Source organism: Congregibacter litoralis KT71 (assembly GCF_000153125.2).
Classification (GTDB): Bacteria; Pseudomonadota; Gammaproteobacteria; order Pseudomonadales; family Halieaceae; genus Congregibacter; species Congregibacter litoralis.
On sequence record NZ_CM002299.1, the window covers coordinates 1,412,970 to 1,435,904 of the forward strand.

Genomic DNA, 22,935 nt, shown 5'->3' on the forward strand with positions numbered 1-22,935 from the left:
CATCTAAATATAAAAAAAGGAAGGTGTTATGAAAACAACGACGAGACGGGGGGCGGGGCTCACCGCGCGATTCCGCACCCTTCTGGGTGCTGCGGCTTTCGCTGGCCTTGCCATCAGCAGTCAGGCAGCGGATGAACCAAACATCCTGGTGATCTGGGGTGACGATATCGGCATCACCAATATCAGCGCCTACGGTGACGGCATCATGGGTTACCGCACGCCGAACATCGACCGCATCGCCGATGAGGGTGTGCGCTTTACCGATTACTACGGCGATCAGAGCTGCACCGCGGGACGCTCCAGTTTTATCACCGGGCAGTCGCCCCTTCGTACGGGCCTGTCCAAGGTCGGTCAGCCCGGTGCCGAGCTCGGGCTTCAGGATCGGGATATCACCATCGCCGAGGTGCTAAAAACCAGGGGTTATGCCACGGGGCAGTTCGGTAAAAACCATCTGGGAGACAAGGACAAGTTTCTGCCCACGAACCATGGCTTCGACGAGTTTTATGGCAACCTGTATCACCTGAATGCGGAAGAGGAGCCCGAGGATGAGGACTATCCTCAGGAGGCCTGGTTCCAGCAGCGCTTCAGTCCCCGGGGAGTGATTCGCTCCTACGCCGACGGTCGCATCGAAGACACCGGGCCCCTCACGCGTAAGCGTATGGAGACGGCTGACGAGGAGTTTGTCGACGCTGCCAGGTCATTTATCGATAAAAGTGTCGCGGAGGAAAAACCCTTCTTTGTCTGGGTCAATACCACGGGTATGCATTTCAGGACCCACCGCGCGGATAAGCATAAAGGCAAGTCCGGGCAGGGCTTTTACAATGATGTCATGGTGGCCCACGACGAGTTGGTGGGGTCCCTCCTGGACCAGCTCGACGCCCTGGGTATCGCTGAAAACACCATTGTTTTTTACTCCACGGATAACGGTGTTCACTACAACACCTGGCCCGATGCGGGAATCACGCCTTTTCGCAGTGAAAAGAACTCTAACTGGGAGGGCGCCTACCGGGTTCCGGCGATGGTTCGTTGGCCGGCAAAAATTCCTCCGGGCCAGGTAGCCACAGAGATCATGTCCCATCTGGACTGGATGCCCACCCTGGCAGCCGCCGCCGGTGAGCCCGGGCTCAAGGAAGAGCTTCTGGAGGGTAAGCGCGTAGGCAACAAAGACGCGACTCTCCATCTCGATGGCTACAACTTCCTGCCTTATCTCACGGGTGAAGCCGAGAGCGGTCCCCGCAAGAGCTTTGTGTATATCAACGATATCGGCGCTCCCGTTGCCGTGCGCTTTGGCGACTGGAAGTCCGTTTACGCTGAGAATAGGGCGAAAACGCTGGCGCTGTGGGCGGAGCCCTTTGTGACCCTGCGACTACCGAAACTGTTTCATCTGCGTCGGGACCCCTTTGAGCGCGCAGATCACAATTCCAATACCTATTGGGACTGGTACGTTGATAAAGCTGCACAGATGTATAGGGGCGGCGCTGTGATGCAGCAGTTTCTCATGACCTTTGAGAAGTATCCGCCGAGTCAGCGTCCGGACTCCTGGTCCATCGACAAGCTTACGGAGGCCTATCTCAAGTTCGAGTAAGGTGTTCTAGTGGCTCAGCTAAAAACCGCGCCCTGGAGCGCGGTTTTTTTTGCCCGAGTCAGGAAGAACTGTCGCTGACCGCCGGGGTATGGCCGCCGGGCCAGAAACGCTGACGGGCGATACGCAGTGTCTTTGCCACGTCTTCGCCGATGAGATATAGCGACGGCACCAGGAGCAGGGTGACGAACAGCGCAAACAGGACGCCGAAGGACAGGGACAGCACCGCAGGTTTGAGAAACTGCGCGTTGGTGCTGCGCTCCGCCATGATGGGTATCAGACCGACGAAGGTGGTCACCGTGGTCAACAGGATCGGACGGAAGCGGTTGATCCCGGCTTCGATAACGGCCTCGAAGGTATCCAGGCCTCTTTCCCGCAAGCGACCGATGTAGTCCACCAGTACCAGGTTGTCATTGACGACGACGCCCGCCGCGGCACCGATGCCAAAGTAGGAAAACAGGGCCAGGGGTGTCGCAAAGATCAGGTGACCGAAGATCGCGCCCATAAAGCCAAAGGGTATGGCGGTCATGATAAGCAGGGGCAGCCAGTAGGAGCGGAAGGCGATGGCAATGAGCGCGTACATGGCAAATAGCGCGATGGAATAGAGCGAGACAATTTCATTAATGAACTGGTCCTCTTCTTCCTGGGCGCCGCCCTTGAGAATGACCAGTCCCGGATATTGCGCCTGAAGCTCATCAAGATAGTTATCGTCGATATCCCGTTTGATATCGCTGATGAGATCCTGCTCCAGATCCGCCCGTACATACACCACGCGGTTCCCGTCACGCCGCTGGATCCGCTGAACGCCGCCCTGTAGCTCGACATCGGCGATGGCGAAAAGCGCTACTTCGCGACCGTCGGCGGTGCGAACTCTGAAGTCATTCAGACTGGACAGCGTGCGTCGCGCTTCCGTGGGATAGCGAACCATCACTTTGACATCGCCATTCGCCCGGGGAAGACGCTGAACCTCTTCACCAAAATAGGCCTGGCGTACCTGTCGGGACACATCGGCGAGGCGAATGCCCAGGGTCTCTGCACCGGGCTTGAGGCTCAGGACAATCTCGTCGGTCTCTCCCTGTTGGCTATCCCGGACATCCAGTACCCCGTTGTAGCTGCCGATCTTTGTCTGGAGTTCCTTGGATGCCGCGGTGAGAGCGTCTCCGTCGCGATGTCGCAGGAGATAGGTGATGTCCGCCCCGTTGTCGTTAAGGGTGTAATTCACCTGTATTTCGTCGGCATCGGGGATGTCGCCGACCAGGGCGCGCAAGCGCTCGGCGGCATCCCGGGCAGAGAGATCCCGAACTTCCGGTGGCGCGAGTTTGACGATGGCGATCACGCTGTCACGCCGCGAGCGGGTATACCAGCCCTCAATAAGCTGCCCCGTGCCCTCGCCGGTGGTGCGCGCCGCTTCGTCCACCTCTTCCACCAGGGCGCGCTCCGCGGCCTGTAATTGATCAAGAACACTGAGGGCGCGGTCATAGGAGGTGCCCGGGGGCAGTTTCACGTCGACAACGATTTGCGAGCTCTCCACCTGGGGCATGAAGTAAAACTTCACCCAGCCGGTGCTGAACAGTCCGATGGCGATCATGAAGGCGCCTACAAAGGCACTGGCCGTGAGGTAGCGGCGCTCCACCGCCCAACGGAGCAGGGGCTGATATACCCCCTTCGCAAAGTTCGAGATGCTGTGCTCAATCTTTTGCTGGCGCAGCGCCAGACCCTTGAGATCTTTGCGGTGTGACAGGTCCCGAAGGTGGGAGGGGAGGATGAAAAAAGCCTCGATAAGAGAGATGGTCAGTGCTGCGGTAATGACGATGGATAGCTGGCGGGTGACCTGGGCGGCCTCGCCGGATACGAACAGCCAGGGTGCGAAGGCGATCATGGTGGTGAGGACGGCAAAGATGACGGGTCTGGACACCGCGAAGGCACCCTGGACGGCGGCTTCACTGCCGCCACCCATCTCATGGGCATGGTGATGAATGCTCTCGCCCACGACAATGGCGTCATCCACCACGATGCCAAGGACCAGCAAGAAGGCAAAGGTAGACATCACGTTCAGAGAAACATCGTTGACGGGGAGTATGGAAAAAGTACCAAGAAACGCGACACCGATGCCCGCGGTCACCCAGAGCGCAACCCGGGGTCGCAAGGTCAGGATCAGGACCAGAAAAACCAGTGCCAGGCCGAGATAGGAGGACTTGCCGATGAGCTCCATGCGCTCGCTGTAAATGTCTGCCGTATCAAACCACATGGACAGCTCAATCCCCTCGGGAAGGCTGCTGCGACGCTCTTCCATCCAGGCATGCACCGCTTCACTGGCTTTTACGACCTGCATATTGTCGCTGCTCTGGACCTGCAGGAGCACCGCTGGCTGCCCGTTCATCGTGGCGAGGATTTCATTGTCCTCGAAGCCATCAATGACCCGTGCGACATCACCGACCCTGATCGTGCCGCCGTCGGCACTCTGGCGAATGATGATTCGCGAAAAGTCCTGCTCCGTGTCCGCAAGATTGCGAGCGCGAATCTGCACGTCACCCGTGGCGGTGCGCACCTGTCCCGAGGAGAGGTTGATGGAGCTGGCGCGGATTGCATCGGCAACCTCAGCAAAGGACAGGGCATATTGCCGCAGACTGGCTTCGGACAATTCTATGGTGACCTCTTCCCGACGGGTGCCGAAGAGCTCGATGGTCGAAACCCAGGGGAGGGTGGCGACCTCGCGACGCAGATCCTCAGAAAGGCGGGTCAGCTCCCGTTCACTGACGTCACCATGGACCGCAACCCGGAGCATCTCCTGCTTGAACTGGCTGCGCCTCACGCGCGGGTTTTCGATATCCCGGGGCAGAGAAGTGACGGAGTCCACGGCATTCTTCACGTCGTTGAGAAAGCCGTTAATGTCGACGCCGGGGAAGGTAGAGACGGTAATCTCAGCCATGCTTTCCACGGCGGTAGAGTAGATGTGATTGATTTGATCGAGGTCCTTAAGCCGATCCTCGATGCGCGAGATGATTTGCTCTTCCACTTCCTGGGGAGCTGCACCGGGCCAGATGACCTCGATGTTGGCCTGGTAGGGTTTTACCTGGGGAAAGGCTTCCCGCTCCATGGACAGAAAACCCACGAGGCCTGCCAGCAAGATGCCCACCATAAGGAGGTTCGACGCGACGGGGTTATGTACCCACCAGGAGATCAGGCGCTTCATAATCAGTTTTCCCGAGCCGCAAAGCGACGCTCATCGATGGTCGATAGGGCCATACCCGAAATGGGGTTGCGCAGTGCAGAGACGACGAGGCGCTCGCCGGGGCGGAGCCCTTTACTGATAATTGCGTGCTCCGCGCTGGTGTGGGCAACTTCCGCCGTGCGGATATCAAGGAGTCCGCTGGAATCCACAACGAATAGCTGGTTACCGGGACGGAGGCCCTTGCTGGGTATGCGCACGGTGTTTTCGAGGCTTCTGCCCACGACCTCGGCCTCCACAAACAGTCCCACGGCGAGGGGCATGCCCTCCTCGGACCGCCCGAGGCCATAGGGATCCTCCACTTCCGCCGTCGCGTAGATCAGGCGCGTGCTCGCATCGACGGCAGCGTCGATGCGCACCAGGTGGCCGGTCCAGTGTTGAGTGATGCCAGCGACGTCCGCGGTGAAGGCGACCTCCGGTGCGGTATTCCCGTCGGCGGCAAAACCGATGGGCAGGCCCAGGGCAGAGAGCTGACGGTTGTTAAGAGGCAGGCGAACTTCGACGCGATCCGTGGAAAACACTTCGCCGAGCATGGATCCGGTGTTGATTACCTCGCCAATGTGGACACTGGTGCTTGCTACGCGGCCCTCGAAGGGCAGGCGGATGTTCGTGCGTTCAAGATTCAGTCGGGCGAGATCCAGAGCGGCAAGGGCAGCCTCCCGGCGGGCTTTCGCCTCGGCAATTTGCGGCTTTTTAAGGGACAGGCTGGAGGCGTTGGGAATATCCCGCAGTTGCTTTCGCGCCACGTCGGCGTCAGCGAGGGCCTGCTCTACGGAGAGTTCCGCCGCAGCCACCGCCGCCTCGGCCTCCCGCAGGGCCAGACGATAGTCGCTGTCATCGATTTTCAGGAGGACGGTGTCGGGATTGAAGCGCCCTCCTTCCACGTATTCCGGTGACACAGATACCACGCGGCCGCCTACCTGCGCCGTAAGATTGATCATCGTGCGGGCGCGCACCTCGCCCTGGGTCTGCACGTTTAACACTGCATCACTGCGCTCCGCGAGGTGTGTGTACACCGTGACAGGGCGGGGGGGCGCCTCGTCGGTTTGAGGCTCCGGAGCGGTGGCTTTGAGGAGGAAAACGACACCGACGGCGCCTGCGAGTACCAGTACGGGTCCGCTCAACTTCAGCAGTTTTGACCTCATTCAATTCCCCTGATGCAGTAGTTAGAAAAAGCGTCGACAGTATCTTGCGCTAGCGCGGCGGCGGCAACGCTGTTTATCGCTGCATGGCGTCGCTTGGTCGCAATGCGCGGCCACCGCGCGCCCTCGCTTTATTTTTCAAAATGAAATACTGTTTCGTTTTAAATGAAAATCACCGGTCGATAGACGCTGAGCTTACATCAAGGGGATGGCGCTAGCTTGCTTAAATGGCTGAAAAATCAGTAATTTTTGAAGAACTTTGCCGTTTTGAACGCTGTTGGACTGATTCTTGCGATCTCAAACCGCACAGCGTGGCAAGCGGTGACAAAGCCGAAGCCTTGGGGCGCCCCGCAGCGATCAGTGCATGCTGTCCGGCGTGGCTGCTTCGATAAAGGAGCGCATTAGAAAAGCAATAGGAGCGACCGTATGGCAAAACCCCTTCGCGGCGTGAGAGTTCTGGATCTTACGCACATGCTTTCGGGGCCCTATGGCGCGATGATTCTCGCCGACCTGGGTGCGGAAACGATCAAGGTCGAGCCCCTGAAGGGTGAGGGGACGCGCAAGCTTCTCGCGAACGATCCCAAAAATTCACTCAAAGGGCAGGGCGCCTATTACGTCACCCTGAACCGAAACAAACAGAGCGTTGCCCTGGATCTCAAGAGCGAGGCGGGCCTGGAAGTGTTTTACGACCTGGTGCGCAACAGCGACATCGTCGTGGAAAACTTCAGCGCCGGTGTGGCGGCTAAGTTAAAAATTGATTTCACCCATCTCAAAGAGGTCAACCCACGCATCATTACCTGCTCCATCTCCGGCTTCGGCTCCGGAGGACCCAACTATCAGCGACCGGCCTTTGACCAGGTCGTGCAGGCCATTGGCGGCGGCATGTCCATCACCGGGCAGGACGCCGGTCAGCCAACCCGGGCCGGCATTCCCATCGGTGACCTCGGGGGCGGCATGTTTGGTGTCATGGGCGTTCTGGCTGCGCTTTACGAGCGGGAGCAGAGTGGCCTGGGCCAGCATGTCGACATCTCCATGCTCGACTGCCAGATATCTATGCTCAATTACATGGCCACCATGTATTTTCTCTCGGGAGACGTTCCCCACCCCATCGGGAACAGCCACTTTGTCCATGTGCCCTACAACAGCTATCCCACGGCCAACGGTCACATCATTATCGCGGTGATCTTCGACAGTTTCTGGGACAACCTGTTGGAGGTCATTGATGAGCCGGCGTTTCGGGAAGAGAAGTACCGAACGCAGCCCGCGCGCCTGGCGGACAAGGCGTTTATTGACCGGCGCCTCGGCGAGATTCTCAGCACCCGGGATTCCGAGTATTGGCTGGAGAGGCTCACGGAAAAGCGCATCCCCTGTGCCCGGGTAAACACTCTCGAAGAAGCTCTGGCAGACGAGCAGGTGCTGTCTCGAAATATGGTGGTGGAACTCAAGCATCCCGAAGGTGGCAGCACCCGCGGTCCGGGTAATCCCATCAAATTGTCGCGCACGGATGAAGAGAGCTTCTCTCCGGCGCCCCTCCTCGGACAGCATACGGAGACTGTTTTGAAAGAGCTCCTTGGCTACAGCGACGGTCAGCTGGCAAGTCTGCGCCAGACAGGAGCCGTGGCATGAAAGACCGCATCATCATCAACGAGGTAGGACCCCGCGACGGGCTTCAGAGTCAGGACGGCGCTCTGACCCTGGATCAGCGGTTTGCCTTTGTCGAGGCGGTGCTCGATGCCGGCATCCGGCACTGCGAGATGGGCAGCTTTGTATCGCCCAAAGCGGTGCCCCAGATGGCCGGCACCGGTGATCTCGCGCGCCGCCTCGGACACCGAGAAGGCGTCGAGCTCAGTGCCCTCGTACCGAATATGAAGGGTTATGAGCTGGCCCGAGATGCCGGCGTTAACACCATGGCCGTGGTGGTGTCGGCCACGGAGACCATGAATCAGAAGAACATCAATCTGAGCATGGAGCAGACCCTCGAGGTGGCCCGGGCCGTTATCGAGCGTGGCCACGGTGATGGCAACCGGGTACAGGCCTACCTGGCCGTAGCCTTTGAGTGTCCCTTTGAAGGGTCCGTAGATCCCGGATATGTCCGCAGCCTCGCGGCACAGCTTCTGGAGGCGGGCGCGTCGGAACTGGTTATCGCCGACACCATCGGCGCGGCCAATCCCGCGCAGGTCAAGTCGCTGATGTCGGCCCTGGGCGACGAGCACGACAGCGCACAGCTCGCCTGTCATTTTCACGACACCCGGGCCCTGGGTCTGGCAAATATCTTCGCCGCGATGGAGAGTGGTATTCGACGTTTTGATGCCTCCGTCGGAGGCCTTGGCGGCTGTCCTTTTGCGCCAGGCGCCAAGGGCAATGTGGCGACGGAAGATGTGGTGATGATGGCGGAGCAGATGGGGTTTACGACGGGCGTAGACATGCCGGCGCTCTTGGGCGTGGTGAACCTGATGAGCGAAATGCTCGGCCGTCCCCAGGGCGGAAGAGCGCATTACTGGCTCACACGTAACGCCGCCTGAGTGCAAAAAACACCGTAGGACATTTTTTTGGAAGCGCGACTCGGGTGGGCGGGCGCAAGAAAGATCATTGATAAGCACACAGGGGAGAAGGACGAGGAATGAGTTACCGATTAGGCGTAGATGTAGGCGGAACCTTCACGGATTTTCTGCTGCTTAACGAAGAGAACGGAGAAACCTTCACGGCCAAAGTTCCATCAACGCCGGAAGATTCCTCCATCGGTGTGCTCAACGGCATTGCGCGAATCTGCGATGAGTCCGGCGTTGATCCCGGGGAAATCGAGCTGGTGATGCATGGAACCACCGTTGCGACCAATGCCGTGCTGACCGGGCGCGGTGCCCGCGTGGGCCTGGTGACCACCGCCGGCTTTGAAGACACTTTGCAGGTAGCGAGATCCTATTGCCCCGGTGGTCTTGGTGGTTGGGTCAGCTTTGTAAAGGATCCGCTCCTGGCCCCCCTGGAGCTGACGATTGGTGCCCGGGGCCGCATCAGCGCCGATGGCGAGGTGGTAGAACCCCTGGATGAAGATACGCTGCGGCGAGACCTTCAGACCCTCCGTGACCGCGGTGAGGTGGAGGCGCTCACTATCTGTCTCATCAACGCCTACATCAATTCCGAGCACGAGCGTCAGGTGGCCGCGATAGCGGCGGAGATCTTTGGTGACACGCCCATTTCCGTATCCAGCGATGTGGTGCCGGAAATGCAGGAGTATGAGCGTACGGAAACCACCGTCGTAAACTCCTACGTGCGTCCGGAGGTCGCGCGCTACGTCAACAATCTCCAGGGCGCCCTCGATGAGCGCCTGGGCGATGGTGCCCAGCTGTCTATTCTGCGCTCCGATGGCGGTCTGGCGTCAGCCCGTGCCGCTGCGGATTCGCCGGTGAATCTTCTGATGAGCGGCCCTGCCGGCGGTGTGGCGGGCGCCATCTACTTTTGCGAGCGGGCGGGCTACCGCGACATTCTTACCTTCGATATGGGCGGCACCTCCACGGACGTGGCATTGATTCAGGACGCCCGGGCGCGGGTCCGCCGGGAAACCATTGTTGGAGACGTGCGTGTCCGGGCGCCTTCGGTGGATGTGCGCACCGTGGGTGCCGGTGGTGGATCCATCGCCTTCGTACCGGAGTTGACCAAGGCCCTGCGCGTGGGGCCGGAGTCCGCCGGTGCCGTACCCGGCCCCGCCTGCTACATGAAGGGTGGTGAGGAGCCGACGGTCTGCGATGCCAACGTCGTGTTGGGTTATCTTCCATCGGATGTCCAACTCGGCGGGAAGATGAATATTAATCGCGATGCCTCGGAAAAAGCCGTGCAGAAAGTCGCCGATGCCATGGGTATCGGTATCATGGAAGCGGCAGAGGGCATCATCAAGATCGTCAATGAATCCATGTTCGGCGCCCTCCGACTGGTATCCGTGGAACAGGGCTACGACCCCCGGGATTTTGCCCTCGTAGGCTTTGGTGGTGCGGGACCCCTCCATGCCAATGCCCTGGGGATACTCACGGATGCCTGGCCGGTGATCGTCCCTCCCGGTCCCGGTGTGCTCTGTGCTTATGGTGATGCAACCACCCAGGTACAGGACGAGGCGGCGCGGACCTATCTCATGATGGCCGGCGATCTCAGCGACGAGCAGATGCTGACGGATCTCCACGAGCTGCGTGATCGCGCCGGGGAATCCCTGCGTGCCGATGGCATACCCGATGACGAGCAGGAAGTGTCCTACCAGGCGGATTTGCGCTACGCGGGTCAGGCGTTCCAGATCACCGTGGACTTCGACGAGAAGGAGCTTGTGGAGAAGGGCGTCGCGCTGCTCACGGAAGCTTTTGATGCGGAGCATGAACAGCTGTTCACCTTTAAGCTGGGGGACGGCCACGAAATACTCATGATTCGCGCCGTGGTAAAAGCGGCGGCGCGCAAGATTGCGGACAAGCGCATCGGTGTGAGCGAAAACTCTCTGGAGCAGTGCAAGATCCACGACAGTCGCTTCTATTTTGAAGGCGCCTGGCATGAGGCGCCCATCTACGATCGTGGAGGCCTCCACGAAAACCTGGAGGTAGCGGGGCCCTGCGTTGTGGCCGAGATGGACTCTACGACGGTGGTGCTTCCCGGCTACGGTGCCAGGGTCGATGCCGTGGGCAACCTGTTGATCAACCCCGGCCCGGCTAGTTCAAATCACGTTAACGCCAGTAAGGGAGGTGCCTGAGATGCCCGCGACAATTATTGAGAGCAACACCGCGGCACTTCAGAGTGTCGAGGTCGATGGCGTTACCGTCGACATCATCGAAAACGCCCTGCGCAACGCCCGGGAAGAAATGGACGCTGTGCTGTTTCGAACCGCCATGTCACCGGGTATCCGGGAGCAGGGCGACTGCTTCCCCATGATCGCCAATCGCGAGGGCAAGATGGTGGTGGGGCAGTTCGGCTCCTTCATCGGTCCCTTCCTCGAAGCCTATGACGTCGAAATTGAGGAAGGCGACATCATTCTCACGAATGATCCCTACATGTGTAATGCGGCGGTATCGCATTTACCGGACTGGGTTGTGCTGGTGCCGGTCTTCAAGGGCGGTCGTCACATTGCCTGGTCCGCCATGTTCGGTCATATGTCCGACAACGGCGGCATGGTGCCGGGCTCTATCCCCATTGAGGCCACCACCATCTATCAGGAAGGTATTCGCATACCCCCGACCAAGTTGTACAAGCGCGGTGAACTGCAGACGGATCTCCTCGAGCTGATCCTGCATAACGTTCGAACGCCGCAGTGGAATCGCTTTGACCTGAATGCCCTCGTCGCCGCCTGTAACACCGCTGCAAAGCGTTGTGTCGAACTGGCGGAGCGCTTTGGGGACGACGTGCTTAAGTCCACCATGGATGTGATGCTGGATCGCAATCACGCGGCGATGAAGCACATCATCGAAATGTTCGTTCCCGAGGAGCCTCGGGAATTCGAGGATTATCTTTGTGATGACGGCATGGGTATGGGGCCCTACCGCATCAAGTGTCGCATGTGGCGTGAGGGATCCACGGCCATCTTCGATTTTGAAGGGACCGATCCCCAGGCTCAGAGCTCCGTGAACTTCTTCCTCAACGAAGATATGTTCAAGATGTTTTTTGGCTCCTTCACCATCAACGTCGTGGATCCTCAGATCGTGTTCAACGACGGTTTTTACGATCTGGTGGACGTGCGTATTCCCGAGGGCACGCTGTTAAAGCCCAGGTTCCCCGCGGCGCTGTCCGGGCGAACTCACGCCCTGGGTCGCATTTTTGATCTGCTCGGTGCCCTGCTGGGCATGGGGGCGCCGGAACAAATGCTTAACGCCGCGGGTTTTTCAGACTCGCCGCACCTGTTTTACTCGGGCTACGATCACCGACCGGGCAAGGACGGCGAATGGTTCCAGCTGTTCCAGATCGGCTTTGGGGGCATTCCCGGCCGTCCCGTTGGCGACGGTCCCGACGGCCACTCCCTGTGGCCCGGCTTTACCAATGTGCCCAATGAGTTCATCGAGTCTTACTTTCCCCTGCGCATCGAGCGCTACGAAACCATCAGGGATTCCGGTGGTGCGGGACTGCACCGTGGCGGCAACGGTCTCTCCGTGGCCTACCGCTTTCTCGCCGATGGCGAGATCGGTATTCACGATGAGCGCTGGTTAACCCACCCCTGGGGGGTACTCGGAGGCGACACGGGGCAGCGCTCTACCAAGCGTCTGGTGCGCGGCGACGGCAGCGAAGAGTGGCTGCCAGCCAAGGTTGAGGGCATCAAGGTGAAGGCTGGAGACTTGCTGTACTTCAACACCTGGGGCGGCGGTGGTTGGGGTGACCCCTTTGCCCGGGATCCTGAACTGGTGCGCGTCGATGTGGCGCGGCGTCTGGTCAGCGTCGAGGGAGCCAGGCGCTACGGCGTAGTGATCGCTGCCGACGGCAGTGTGAATATGGAGGCAACAGAGGCGCTGCGCGAGGAGCTTCGGTCCGCGCGAGGCGATGATCAGCCCCTGTTCAACCGCGGCGGCACAATTGAGGAAATCAAAGCCCGTTGCGAGGCGGAGACACATCTGCCACCGCCTGTCGCACCGCAGTTTCCCTCGCAGTTCCGCGGCTGACGCATGGCTGACCTCGCCCGTCAATCCCAATCCCTGGGAACGCGTCCGGCCTTGTTGTTGATCGATATGATCAACGCATTTACCGATGCTGACAGTCCCCTGGGATCGGAGAGCGACGCGGTGGTACAGGCCTGCGTAAGGCTGCAGGAAGCTTTTCGAGCGCGTGACTTACCCCTGTGTTTTACTTCGGTGGTGTATTCAAACGATGGGCAGGCGAAGGTCTTCCGGGCGCGCCTGCCGGCGCTGAATATGCTCATCGAGGGAAGCGCTGCCACGGCGGTGGATGAGCGACTCCGTCCCAGGGCATCGGAGCCGGTCTTTGCCAAGCAATATGCCAGCGCTTTTTTCGCCACGGGGCTGGATCAATGGCTGAAGGATCAATCCGTTGATTCCCTGGTGGTTGTAGGATTAACCACCAGCGGCTGTGTGCGCGCCTCCGTAGTTGATGGATTGCAGCACGATTATGTGGTGTGCGTTCCCCGGGAAGCCGTGGGTGATCGCAATAGCGATGCCCACATCGCAAATCTGCACGACATGCACGCAAAGTATGCCGAGGTGCTGTCGGTAGATGATGTGATCCGAACGCTGCAGGGCTCTTTATGAAAACGCTGAACGGCTTCTCATGAGCAATCGGGCCCGCATTCTGCTCATCGGTTATCGTAAGTTCAGTGAGCTGATCAACGCGGTACTGCCGGACTATCGCGATGAGGCTGAAGTAATCATTGTGGAATCCGTGGCCTCGGGCAGCGTGGATTACCACGCCCTTGTGAAGGAGCATAAGCCAGACGTTGTGGCCAGCGCGGGCTCCAACGCCGCATTTTTGCAAAACGCCCTCAAGCTTCCGGTTATCGCCCAGCCCGTCACCGATACGGACATTGTTGATGCCGTCGCCCGGGCCCGACGCATTGGCCAGCGTGTCCACGTCTTTACCTACGCCGCGAAAGCGGAATCCGAGGGGCGCCTCTTTCAGGCGCTGCCGTCATTACTGGGTGAGAGCCTGGCGCACGACAGCTACACAACGACCGATGAGGCCTCGGAGAAGCTCCTGGCCATGGCCGCGGCCGGGAATACAGACGTTGTGGTGGGGCCAAGTTATATCTGCGAACTCGCCGCTCGTCGCGGCCTTCCTGCCGTGTTGATTTACAGCCGGGAGTCGGCCAGAGCGATGCTCGACGAAGCCCTGCGCCAGGCGCGGGCGCGCGACCCGGGGAGAGACTCCGGGGGATCGCCCGGTCGTTTTGTGATCGATTCCCCCCAGATGTCCAGAGTGGCTGAGCTGGCACGCACCTACGCCCTCGGGAGTGCGGCGGTCCTCCTTCAGGGAGAAAGCGGTACGGGTAAAGAACACATCGCCCGGGAAATCCACCAGGCCTCGGATTACCGCGATGGCGCGCTGGTGGCCATCAACTGCGGGAGTATTCCCAACGAGCTTTTTGAGAGCGAACTCTTTGGCTACGTCGATGGCGCTTTCACCAGCTCCAGGCGTGGCGGGCGCGTCGGTCTTGTGGAGCAGGCTAACGGCGGGGTGCTGTATCTGGATGAGGTAGGGGAAATGCCCCTGGCCCAACAGGTGAAACTCCTGCGGGTGCTCCAGGAGCGCAGCGTGCGACCCGTGGGAGGTACCCGGGAACTGTCTCTGGACTTTAAGGTAATAGCAGCCACCAACTGCGATCTACAGGAGGCCGTTGAGGCCGGGCAGTTTCGCGATGATCTTTATTACCGTCTAAACGTATTTACCTTACGACTTCCTCCCCTGCGCGAGCGACCCGAGGATGTGTCTGCCATTGCTGAGCATTATCTGGCGGAGTACGCACGACAATACGACGTGGAGCTGGATGTCCCGACGTTGATGGCGAGGCTGAAAGCGCCCTTCGAACAATACCGGTGGCCGGGCAATGTTCGTGAGTTGCAGAATTTTGCCGAGCGTCTTGCAGTTAATGCAGCCCACGGCGCGTCCATTGAGGAACTTCGCCTTGAAGAATTACTGCCGGAGCTGTCTGTGCCCCGCGGGGAGGCTACGCCCGCAGGGTTGCTGAAGGAACAGGAATGTCGGGCGATCGCCGATGCCATGCGCCGTCTTGGCGGCGACAAGACGGCGGTCAGTAAAGAGTTAGGTATCAGTCCCACAACCTTGTGGCGCCGCCTCAAAGAAATGGGCTGGAATGAAGGACAAGGCGCCAACGGCGTCGGCGGTAAAAAAAGTAAACAATACTCACGAGGGTAGGAGAACGGCAATGCAAAGCATGACGAAACCGCTAGTGCAGGCGCTGGCAGCGACTCTGTTGCTACCAGGGACGCAATGGGTGATGGCTCAGGGCAACAACCTGTCCATTGAAGAGGTCGTGGTAACCGCGCGGAAACGTTCTGAGAATCTTCAGGAAGTGCCCATTGCGATTTCCGCCATCGACGAGGACACGATCCAGCGAGCGGGTATTCAGCGCGCTGGCGATTACGTAGGACTGGTGCCCAACGTGACCCTGGTGGACTCCGCGAACGTCGGCGATACCCAGCTGAGCATCCGGGGCATTATTTCAACGCGCGATGCGGAGTCGACTTTCGCCTATGTCGTTGACGGCGTTCTCAGCACCAACCCCAACAGCTTCAACGAAGAGCTGTTTGACGTGCAGCAGATTGAAGTACTGAAAGGCCCCCAGGGGGCGCTCTATGGCCGTAACGCAGTGGCCGGCGCGATCCTGGTAACCACGAAAGAACCCACCAATGAGTTTGAGGCCCGGGTAGGCGGTACCGTCGGTAACGTCGGCACCCTGCGTGGCAACGCCATGTTCAGTGGTCCCATCGTCAAAGACAAACTGCTGGGACGTATTGCCATCAGCACCAGCGAAACCGACGGTTTCTACGAGAATATATTCACCAACCAGGATGACGTGGTGGATTATCTCGAAGACACCAGTATCCGTGGCCGGCTCAAGTGGAACGTGACGGACAATCTGAGTCTCGATTTCCGGGGTGGCTACTCCGATGTCTCTGCCGGAGCGATTAACTTCAATGCGGGTTTCGCGATTCCTGCCTTTGTAGAAGCTTTCGGTGCGCCGAACTACAACCAGGATGTGAACGACGTTGATTTTCGTTTCATCTTCAACACCCCCGGCGAGAACGAACAGACCACCACCGACTTTGCCGTTAAGCTCGATTGGGCGCTGGACTTTGCGGATCTCGTGGCCAATGTGGCATACAGCGATCTTGAAGAGTCCCTGCTTTCTGACGGTACCGCTGCGACCTTCTATGGCTACGAACTGACACCCTCCTGTCAGGCGGGTCGTGGAGAGCTGAACAGCTTCACGCGTCCCGATCTCTTTGGCGAGCCCTTCAACCCTTTCGGCGTGTTGCCCCCGGGTGCTGATTTTCAGGGCGTCTACGGCCCCTATAACCCGCTTACCTGCGATGGCTATCAGTACCAGGAGCGTAATCAGGAAGACATCAGCATCGATGCCCGCCTCGTGGGTCCCGAGGATGATGCGATTCGCTGGATTGCCGGTGTGTATTACGCGGATATCGAGCGGGAATCCCTGGTTGCCTACGGCGCGGATCAGGGGGAGGGCTTTCTCAAGCAGCCCTACGTGGATCCCACGGGCCCCAACCCCACGGATCTGCTGTTCTGGGATGAATTCAACACGGAAGTCTATGCCATCTATGGTCAGTTGGAGTTCGATCTCTCGGACACCATGGAGCTGGCCTTCGCTCTGCGTTACGATCGGGAAGAGCGGGAAGTCAGCAACAAGGTGCCCAATGTTCTCAACTCCGGCCTGAACGTCAATCTCCTGGATCCCGCAACCGGTGCCCCCCTGCCGATCAACCCTGCCTTTGGCAACAACCCCAATGGTATTCCCGACCGCGCCCGGGACTTCAGTCAGTTTCAGCCCAAGGCAACGTGGAACTGGGCCGCGACGGATGCGGTGAATGTCTACGCGAGCTACGGCCTGGGATTTCGTAGCGGTGGTTTCAATGCCATCGGTACCGAGGACCTCCTCAATTTCTGGTTTAACGCCGGCTTCGGCGGTCCCGGTGAGGTGGTCGATGCGCAGCTTCAGGTTACCGACGACTATGACAAGGAAGTCTCCACGGCCTTCGAAGTGGGCTTTAAGTCCGAGTGGATGGATCGACGTCTTCGTTTGAATGCGGCGGCCTTCCGCACCGATGTGGAAGATAACCAGTTCTTCGAATTCTACGCCGGTCCCTTCGGTATTCTGCGAACGGTCACTACCATCGATGATCTGTATATTCAGGGCATCGAGGCAGACTTCACATTTGTGGCCACGGAGTACCTCACCGTGTATGGCGGCCTCGGACTGATGGACTCCGAGATCGAGAAGAACGAACACCGCCCTCTGTCTGAGGGCAACGATGTGCCTCAGGCGCCGGAGACCACAGGTAATCTGGGTGCAGAGTTGAGCTTCCCCGTGGGTGGCAACATGCAGTTGGTGAGTCGTGTTGACTGGCAGTACACGGGCGAGATGTGGTTCCACACGCTTCAGGGTGAGGAAACGCCAACGATCTGGAATGCCTTCTTCGGACCCGGGTTCAACCAGAACTTTTCAAAGTCCTCCCGTGATGCGTTCAGCACTGTAGATTTGCGTGTGGGACTCGAGGGTGACAACTGGGCTATCACCGCCTGGGGGCGCAACATTACGGACGAGGAGTATCTTCAGGAAGTTATTCCTACGCCGGAGTTCGGAGGCAGCTTCTTGCATCCCTCAGCGCTGCGAAGCTACGGCGTAGACTTCCGCTATAGCTTCTAAGTCCGGGGCTGAGCTCTTTTGCAGAGCTAGGATGCAATCGGTATAGCTTGCATGCAAGTATATGAAAACCAGGCGCCTCCGGGCGCCTTTTTTGTGGGCGCCCTTTTCCCGGGTATCAGGTTTTTTTCTCCAGATGGGCGCGAAGCACGACTTCGATGCGGGGACCATACATGGGCCTGCCGTAGAGATAACCCTGAAAGTGCTTGCAGCCAAGGCTCTGGAGAACACGGGCCTGTGCTTCCTGCTCAATACCTTCCGCGATCACGGGCAGGCCCATGGCCTTCCCCAAAGCCAGAACCGCACCGGCGATAATGCGATCACTGTCGTCGCTGACAATGTGATCTACAAAGGATTTATCCAGCTTGAGGCGATCGATGGGCATGCGCTTGAGGTAGGACAGGGAGGAATAGCCCGTACCAAAATCATCGATGGCAAACATAACGCCGAGCGCGCGCAATTCGTGCATGTTCTCGATGAGTTTTTCCGTATCGTGCACCAACACACTTTCCGTCAGCTCAAGCTCGAGTTTCTCCGGGGGGAATTCCGTGTCTGCGAGCACCTTGCGGACCTGGGCCACAAAGTCCTCGGCACGAAACTGCGGTGCCGAGACATTAACCGCGAGGTGACCGAACTGTAGGCCCTCGGCAATCCATCGGCTGCCCTGAAGACAGGATTGTTCAAGCACCCAGTGGCCTATATCCCGGATGAGCCCCGTACGCTCGGCCTGGGGGATGAACTGCGATGGTGAGACCGTGCCCAGCGTAAGGTGGTGCCAGCGCAAAAGCACTTCCAGACCCAGGAGAGAGCCATTGTCCGTGTTCACCTGGGGCTGAAAGGCGAGGCGGAACTCCTGGCGCGAAACTGCCTCCCGCAGAGCGGAATCAATAAGCACGTTCTGAAAAGCCTGACGGGTGAGGTGCTCGGAGTAGAAACGAAAGGTGTCCCGACCCTGGTCTTTGGCGTTGTACATGGCCGCGTCGGCATTACTCATCAGCGTTTCAGCGGTTTGCCCGTCCTCAGGATAAATGCTGATGCCGATGCTGGCACTCACGGAGATACTGCGGCCTTCCAGAATCATGGGTTTGCGCAGAGCCCCGATAATTTTCTCTGCGATATGCGTGGCATCGTCCGGCGTGCTTATGTCGTCCAGCACCATGAGGAACTCATCGCCGCCGATACGTCCCACGCTGTCGTCATCCCGCAGCAATGCTTTAAGACGATTCGCTGTTGTCTTGAGCAGTTTATCCCCGGCGAAATGACCGAGACTGTCGTTGATGTTTTTGAAACTGTCGATATCCAGGAAAAACACCGCCAGATGGTCTGAGCGTCTCTGCGCTCGTCGGATACTGTGTTCCAGGCATTCGTTTACGAGAAAACGATTGGGCAAATTGGTGAGGGGGTCGTAGTGCGCGAGTTTCTGCAGCTGCTCTTCCGTTTCCTTGAGCTGACTGATATCGGTAAAAATCGCCATGAAGCCCCCATCGGGCCCATCAATTTTACTGATGGTGAGGAGCTCCGGAAAAACGGTGCCGGATTTTCGGCGGTTCCAGATCTCGCCGCGCCACACACCATCCCTTTGCAAGGTCTGCCACATGTCGGCGTAAAAGTCCCCATCATGGCGACCGGACCGAAGCAAGCTTGTCGGCTGCCCTATGGCGTCTTCCCGGCTATAGCCGGTAATGCGGGAGAAGGCGGCATTGACGTCACGGATGCGACCGTCCTTGTCGGATATAAGAATGCCTTCGCCGCTGTTCTTAAATACCGCCGCGGCCTGAAAAAGTCCGCGCCGGGCGGCATGCTCCTGGGAAATATCCCGGCCCACGGCGCAGATAACAGATTCGCGTTCAGCCGTTGCCGCCGACCAGGCGATAACGCGATAGCTGCCATCTCTGTGCCGATAGCGGTTTTCAAAATACAGGGTGTACATACCCTGAGAAAGCTTGCCCATTTCCGCGAGGGTGGCTTCCCGGTCCTCAGGGTGCACGAGGTCAAGAAGGTTTTGCCCCTGAAGTTCCGCGTCGCCATGGCCAAGCACCAACTGCCAGGCGCTGTTGGTGAGGCGTATTTCTCCGTCAATGGAGGCCACCAGATGCATGCCATTGGGCTGTTGAAAAAAAGCATCGTAGTACTGCTCGGCGCTGCGCTGGGTGGTGACATCGAGTAACACGCCCGCGGCGTGGGTAACTGAAGCGTCGGGAGATGCATAGCTGCGGCCAATGGCCCGGTACCAACGGATATCACCATCGTCCAAGAGGGCTCGAAAATCCACCTCGATGAGTCCCGGCGCAGTGATAAGTTCAGCCATTGCCGACTGAAACCCAGCAACGTCTTCGTCAAGAATCTGCCCGATGATGGTGTCGACGCCCAGGGGTAGCTCATCAGCCCGCACCTGCAACATGGCGATGCCATCGTCCGATAGCTGAAACTCGCCACTGCTCGCATCCCAGCGCCAGGTGCCAATGCCGGCCTCCAGAAACACCGCCTCGCTCTGGGGCAATAAGTTTGTCGTGCTCACTCTTCGCTACCGCCTCTTCAGAACCTGCACCCTCGAGTCTAGAGACCTTTCAAGAAGAGCGCCATTGGGCTGTAAGACGGTTTTGTTACACGACTCAGGGTGCTGGAGCAACGATTGATCGTCCATGGCCTTCCGGCCAAAAGCTATCCGACGGTAGTTTCATCCTCGCTGCTCTCGCGGAAGCTGTCTATTGATGGACAGGCACAAAACAAATTGCGGTCGCCGTAGACATTGTCGATGCGACTGACGGGTGGCCAGTATTTGTCCTGCTGCAGGGAGTCCATGGCAAATGCGGCCTGCTTGCGGCTGTAAGCGTGAGTCCACTCCTCGGCAGTGAGATCTTGCAGGGTGTGCGGCGCGTTTACCAGAGGATTGTCTTCGAGGGACCAGCGGCCGTTTTCGACTTCGCGGATTTCCTCCCGGATTGTGATCAGGGCATCACAGAAGCGATCGATCTCGGCAAGGGATTCCGACTCCGTGGGCTCAATCATCAGGGTGCCCGCAACGGGGAAGGACATGGTGGGCGCATGAAAGCCAAAATCCATAAGACGCTTGGCGATGTCCTCTTCGCCGATACCGCTGGCTTCCTTGATGGGCCTGATATCGATAATGCACTCATGAGCCACGGTGCCGCTGCTGCCGGTGTAGAGCACGGCAAAATGATCGCGCAGGCGATGGGCAATGTAGTTGGCGGAAACAATGGCCACCTTGCTGGCGTGGGTCAGTCCGGAGGCTCCCATGAGCGCGATGTAGGCCCAGGAAATGGGCAGGATGGATGCGCTGCCGTAGGGCGTGGCACAGACCACATCGTTGTCATCCGACAGGCCCGGCACGGGTCTGACCGGGTGAGAGGGCAGGAAGGGCTGGAGATGGGCGCCTACACCAATGGGACCCATGCCGGGCCCGCCACCGCCGTGAGGAATGCAGAAGGTTTTGTGCAGGTTCAGGTGGGAGACATCAGCACCGAATTTACCGGGAGCGGCCAGCCCCACCAGAGCATTGAGGTTGGCGCCGTCGACATAAACCTGCCCGCCATGCTCGTGGACAATGGCGCAGACCTCGACGATACCCTCTTCAAACACGCCGTGCGTGGAGGGGTAGGTGACCATGATGGCCGCCAATTCGGCGCTGTGCTTTTCGGCTTTTTGGCGGAGGTCGCCAATGTCCACGTTACCCAGGGCATCGCACTCAACGATGACCACGCGCATGCCCGCGAGGACGGCACTCGCGGGATTGGTGCCGTGGGCCGAGGAGGGAATAAGGCAGATATTGCGATCGTGATCGCCACGGCTTTCATGATAGCGCTTGATCACCAGGAGACCCGCGTATTCACCCTGAGACCCGGCGTTCGGCTGCAGGGACACGGCATCGTAGCCCGTGCATTCCGTGAGCATACGCTCCAGATCCGTCAGTAATTCACTGTAACCCCTGGTCTGATCAGCGGGAGCAAAGGGATGCAGAGCGCCAAAGCCTTCCCAGGTGACGGGCAGCATTTCCGTTGTGGCGTTGAGTTTCATGGTGCAGCTGCCCAGGGCAATCATGGAGCGGTTGAGGGCGATGTCCTTGCTCTCCAGACGCCGCATGTAGCGCAGCATTTCGGTCTCTGAGTGGTATTCGTTAAACAGGGGATGCTGAAGATAATCCACATCCCGCTGCAAAGCGTCAGGAATACCGCTCTCGGCGCTGAGCGCGTCGACGTTCACGGCTTCGCCGGTGATCACCTCAATCAGTAATGCGAGGTCCGCGCGTGTGGTCGTTTCGTCAAGGGAAATACCCAGGGTGTCTTCTTTGTCACAACGGAGATTGATGTTGTGCTCTTTGGCGCGTGCGAGAATGGCGTCCCGCTGCCCCTTGGGATCAATGGTGAGGGTGTCAACGAAATGCTGGTTCTCGATAGCAATGCCGCTGCTGCGCAGGGCCGTCGCAAGGCCTGCGGTTAACAGTTGCACGCGCTCCGCGATGCGACGGAGACCTTCGGGGCCGTGGTACATGGCGTAAAACGCCGCCATCACCGCCAGCAGAGCCTGCGCGGTGCAGATATTGCTGGTGGCCTTTTCCCGGCGGATATGTTGTTCCCGGGTCTGCATGGCCATGCGCAGGGCAGGGCGACCATCGCGATCTACGGAGACACCGATGATGCGACCGGGAGTGGAGCGCTTGTAGGCATCCCGGGTGGCAAAAAATGCCGCGTGGGGACCACCAAAGCCCATGGGCACGCCAAAGCGCTGGCTGTTGCCGACGACCACATCGGCTCCCAGATCTCCCGGCGCCTTGAGTAACAGCAAAGCCAGAAGATCACTGGCGACGACAACGAGGGTGTTCTTGGCATGGGCGCTTTCAATCAGAGCGCTGGGATCGGAAATCTCGCCACTGCTGCCGGGGTACTGCAAAAATAGTCCGAAGGCCTCGCCGTTTTGCAATTCCGTCGCCGCGTCGCCGTACACAATGTCGATGCCCAGGGGTTCCGCGCGGGTCTGCAGTACCGCCAGGGTCTGGGGGTGACAATCGCTATCGACAATAAAGCGCGTGCTCTTATTTTTTTTGTTCACCCGCTGGGTAAGCGTCATGGCCTCGGCGGCAGCGCTCGCCTCATCCAGCATGGATGCGTTCGCCAGCTCCATGCCCGTGAGATCCATGATGACCTGCTGGTAACTCAGCAGCGCCTCGAGACGGCCCTGAGAGATTTCTGCCTGATAGGGCGTATAGGCGGTGTACCAGCCCGGATTTTCCAGCACATTTCGCTGTATCACCGCCGGTGTATGGGTGCCGTAGTAACCCATACCGATAAAGTTTTTACAGAGATGATTTTGCTCCGCCATGGCCTTCAGCCGGGCGATGACATCCACCTCCCGTTGGGGATCATCCAGATTCATGGCGGCGCCCAGGCGGATGTTGGCGGGAACCGTTGCATCGATAAGCGCATCCACGCTGGCGTAGCCCACCGCCAGGGCCATTTCGCTCTGTTGCGCTTCGCTGGGGCCTATGTGCCGCGCGATAAACTCATCATGACCTTCAAGGTTTGTCAGGCGTTCCATGCTCATAGGGGGGTTCCGACTGTAGGGACAAAGCGTCTCGGGAAAGCCGGCGATTCTAGCAGCG

12 protein-coding genes are annotated in these 22,935 nt (G+C 59.0%); 8 read left to right on the forward strand and 4 right to left on the reverse strand.

All coding sequences use genetic code 11. The features are described 5' to 3' along the window. Window positions 1–28: 28 nt before the first annotated feature. Window positions 29–1,585, forward strand: a complete 1,557-nt coding sequence (locus KT71_RS06560; protein WP_008296232.1) for an arylsulfatase — start codon at window positions 29–31, stop codon at window positions 1,583–1,585. Window positions 1,586–1,643: 58 nt separating this feature from the next. On the opposite strand, the gene KT71_RS06565 is transcribed toward KT71_RS06560, so the two are convergent. Beyond that, window positions 1,644–4,775, reverse strand: coding sequence for an efflux RND transporter permease subunit (locus KT71_RS06565; RefSeq protein ID WP_008296231.1), 3,132 nt, complete (start codon window positions 4,773–4,775; stop codon window positions 1,644–1,646). Between the two features lie 2 nt (window positions 4,776–4,777). Beyond that, complete coding sequence (locus KT71_RS06570; protein ID WP_008296230.1) at window positions 4,778–5,956, reverse strand: efflux RND transporter periplasmic adaptor subunit; 1,179 nt, start codon at window positions 5,954–5,956, stop codon at window positions 4,778–4,780. Between the two features lie 423 nt (window positions 5,957–6,379). Here KT71_RS06570 and KT71_RS06575 point away from each other — a divergent pair, with 423 nt between their 5' ends. From KT71_RS06575 to KT71_RS06605, 7 genes are all read left to right on the forward strand, one after another. Continuing rightward, window positions 6,380–7,579: a CaiB/BaiF CoA transferase family protein gene (locus KT71_RS06575; protein WP_008296228.1), complete on the forward strand. Its 1,200-nt coding sequence runs from the start codon at window positions 6,380–6,382 to the stop codon at window positions 7,577–7,579. Next, a complete protein-coding gene (locus KT71_RS06580) occupies window positions 7,576–8,475 on the forward strand; it encodes a hydroxymethylglutaryl-CoA lyase (protein ID WP_008296227.1) in 900 nt (299 codons plus the stop codon). Before KT71_RS06575 ends, KT71_RS06580 begins: the two co-directional genes overlap by 4 nt. A gap of 98 nt (window positions 8,476–8,573) precedes the next feature. Beyond that, window positions 8,574–10,673 (forward strand): hydantoinase/oxoprolinase family protein, encoded by a 2,100-nt coding sequence (locus tag KT71_RS06585; RefSeq protein ID WP_008296226.1) that lies wholly within the window; start codon window positions 8,574–8,576, stop codon window positions 10,671–10,673. Window position 10,674: 1 nt separating this feature from the next. Beyond that, window positions 10,675–12,564, forward strand: coding sequence for a hydantoinase B/oxoprolinase family protein (locus KT71_RS06590; RefSeq protein WP_023660437.1), 1,890 nt, complete (start codon window positions 10,675–10,677; stop codon window positions 12,562–12,564). A gap of 3 nt (window positions 12,565–12,567) precedes the next feature. Continuing rightward, window positions 12,568–13,167, forward strand: coding sequence for an isochorismatase family protein (locus KT71_RS06595; protein ID WP_008296224.1), 600 nt, complete (start codon window positions 12,568–12,570; stop codon window positions 13,165–13,167). A gap of 19 nt (window positions 13,168–13,186) precedes the next feature. Continuing rightward, a complete protein-coding gene (locus KT71_RS06600; protein ID WP_008296223.1) occupies window positions 13,187–14,788 on the forward strand; it encodes a sigma-54-dependent Fis family transcriptional regulator in 1,602 nt (533 codons plus the stop codon). A gap of 10 nt (window positions 14,789–14,798) precedes the next feature. Then, a complete protein-coding gene (locus KT71_RS06605; RefSeq protein ID WP_023660438.1) occupies window positions 14,799–17,321 on the forward strand; it encodes a TonB-dependent receptor in 2,523 nt (840 codons plus the stop codon). A 115-nt stretch (window positions 17,322–17,436) separates the two neighbouring features. Here KT71_RS06605 and KT71_RS06610 read toward each other — a convergent pair whose 3' ends face one another. Next, window positions 17,437–19,836: a bifunctional diguanylate cyclase/phosphodiesterase gene (locus KT71_RS06610; RefSeq protein WP_023660440.1), complete on the reverse strand. Its 2,400-nt coding sequence runs from the start codon at window positions 19,834–19,836 to the stop codon at window positions 17,437–17,439. A gap of 143 nt (window positions 19,837–19,979) precedes the next feature. Next, window positions 19,980–22,877, reverse strand: a complete 2,898-nt coding sequence (gene gcvP, locus KT71_RS06615; protein ID WP_008296220.1) for an aminomethyl-transferring glycine dehydrogenase — start codon at window positions 22,875–22,877, stop codon at window positions 19,980–19,982. Between the last annotated feature and the right edge of the window lie 58 nt (window positions 22,878–22,935).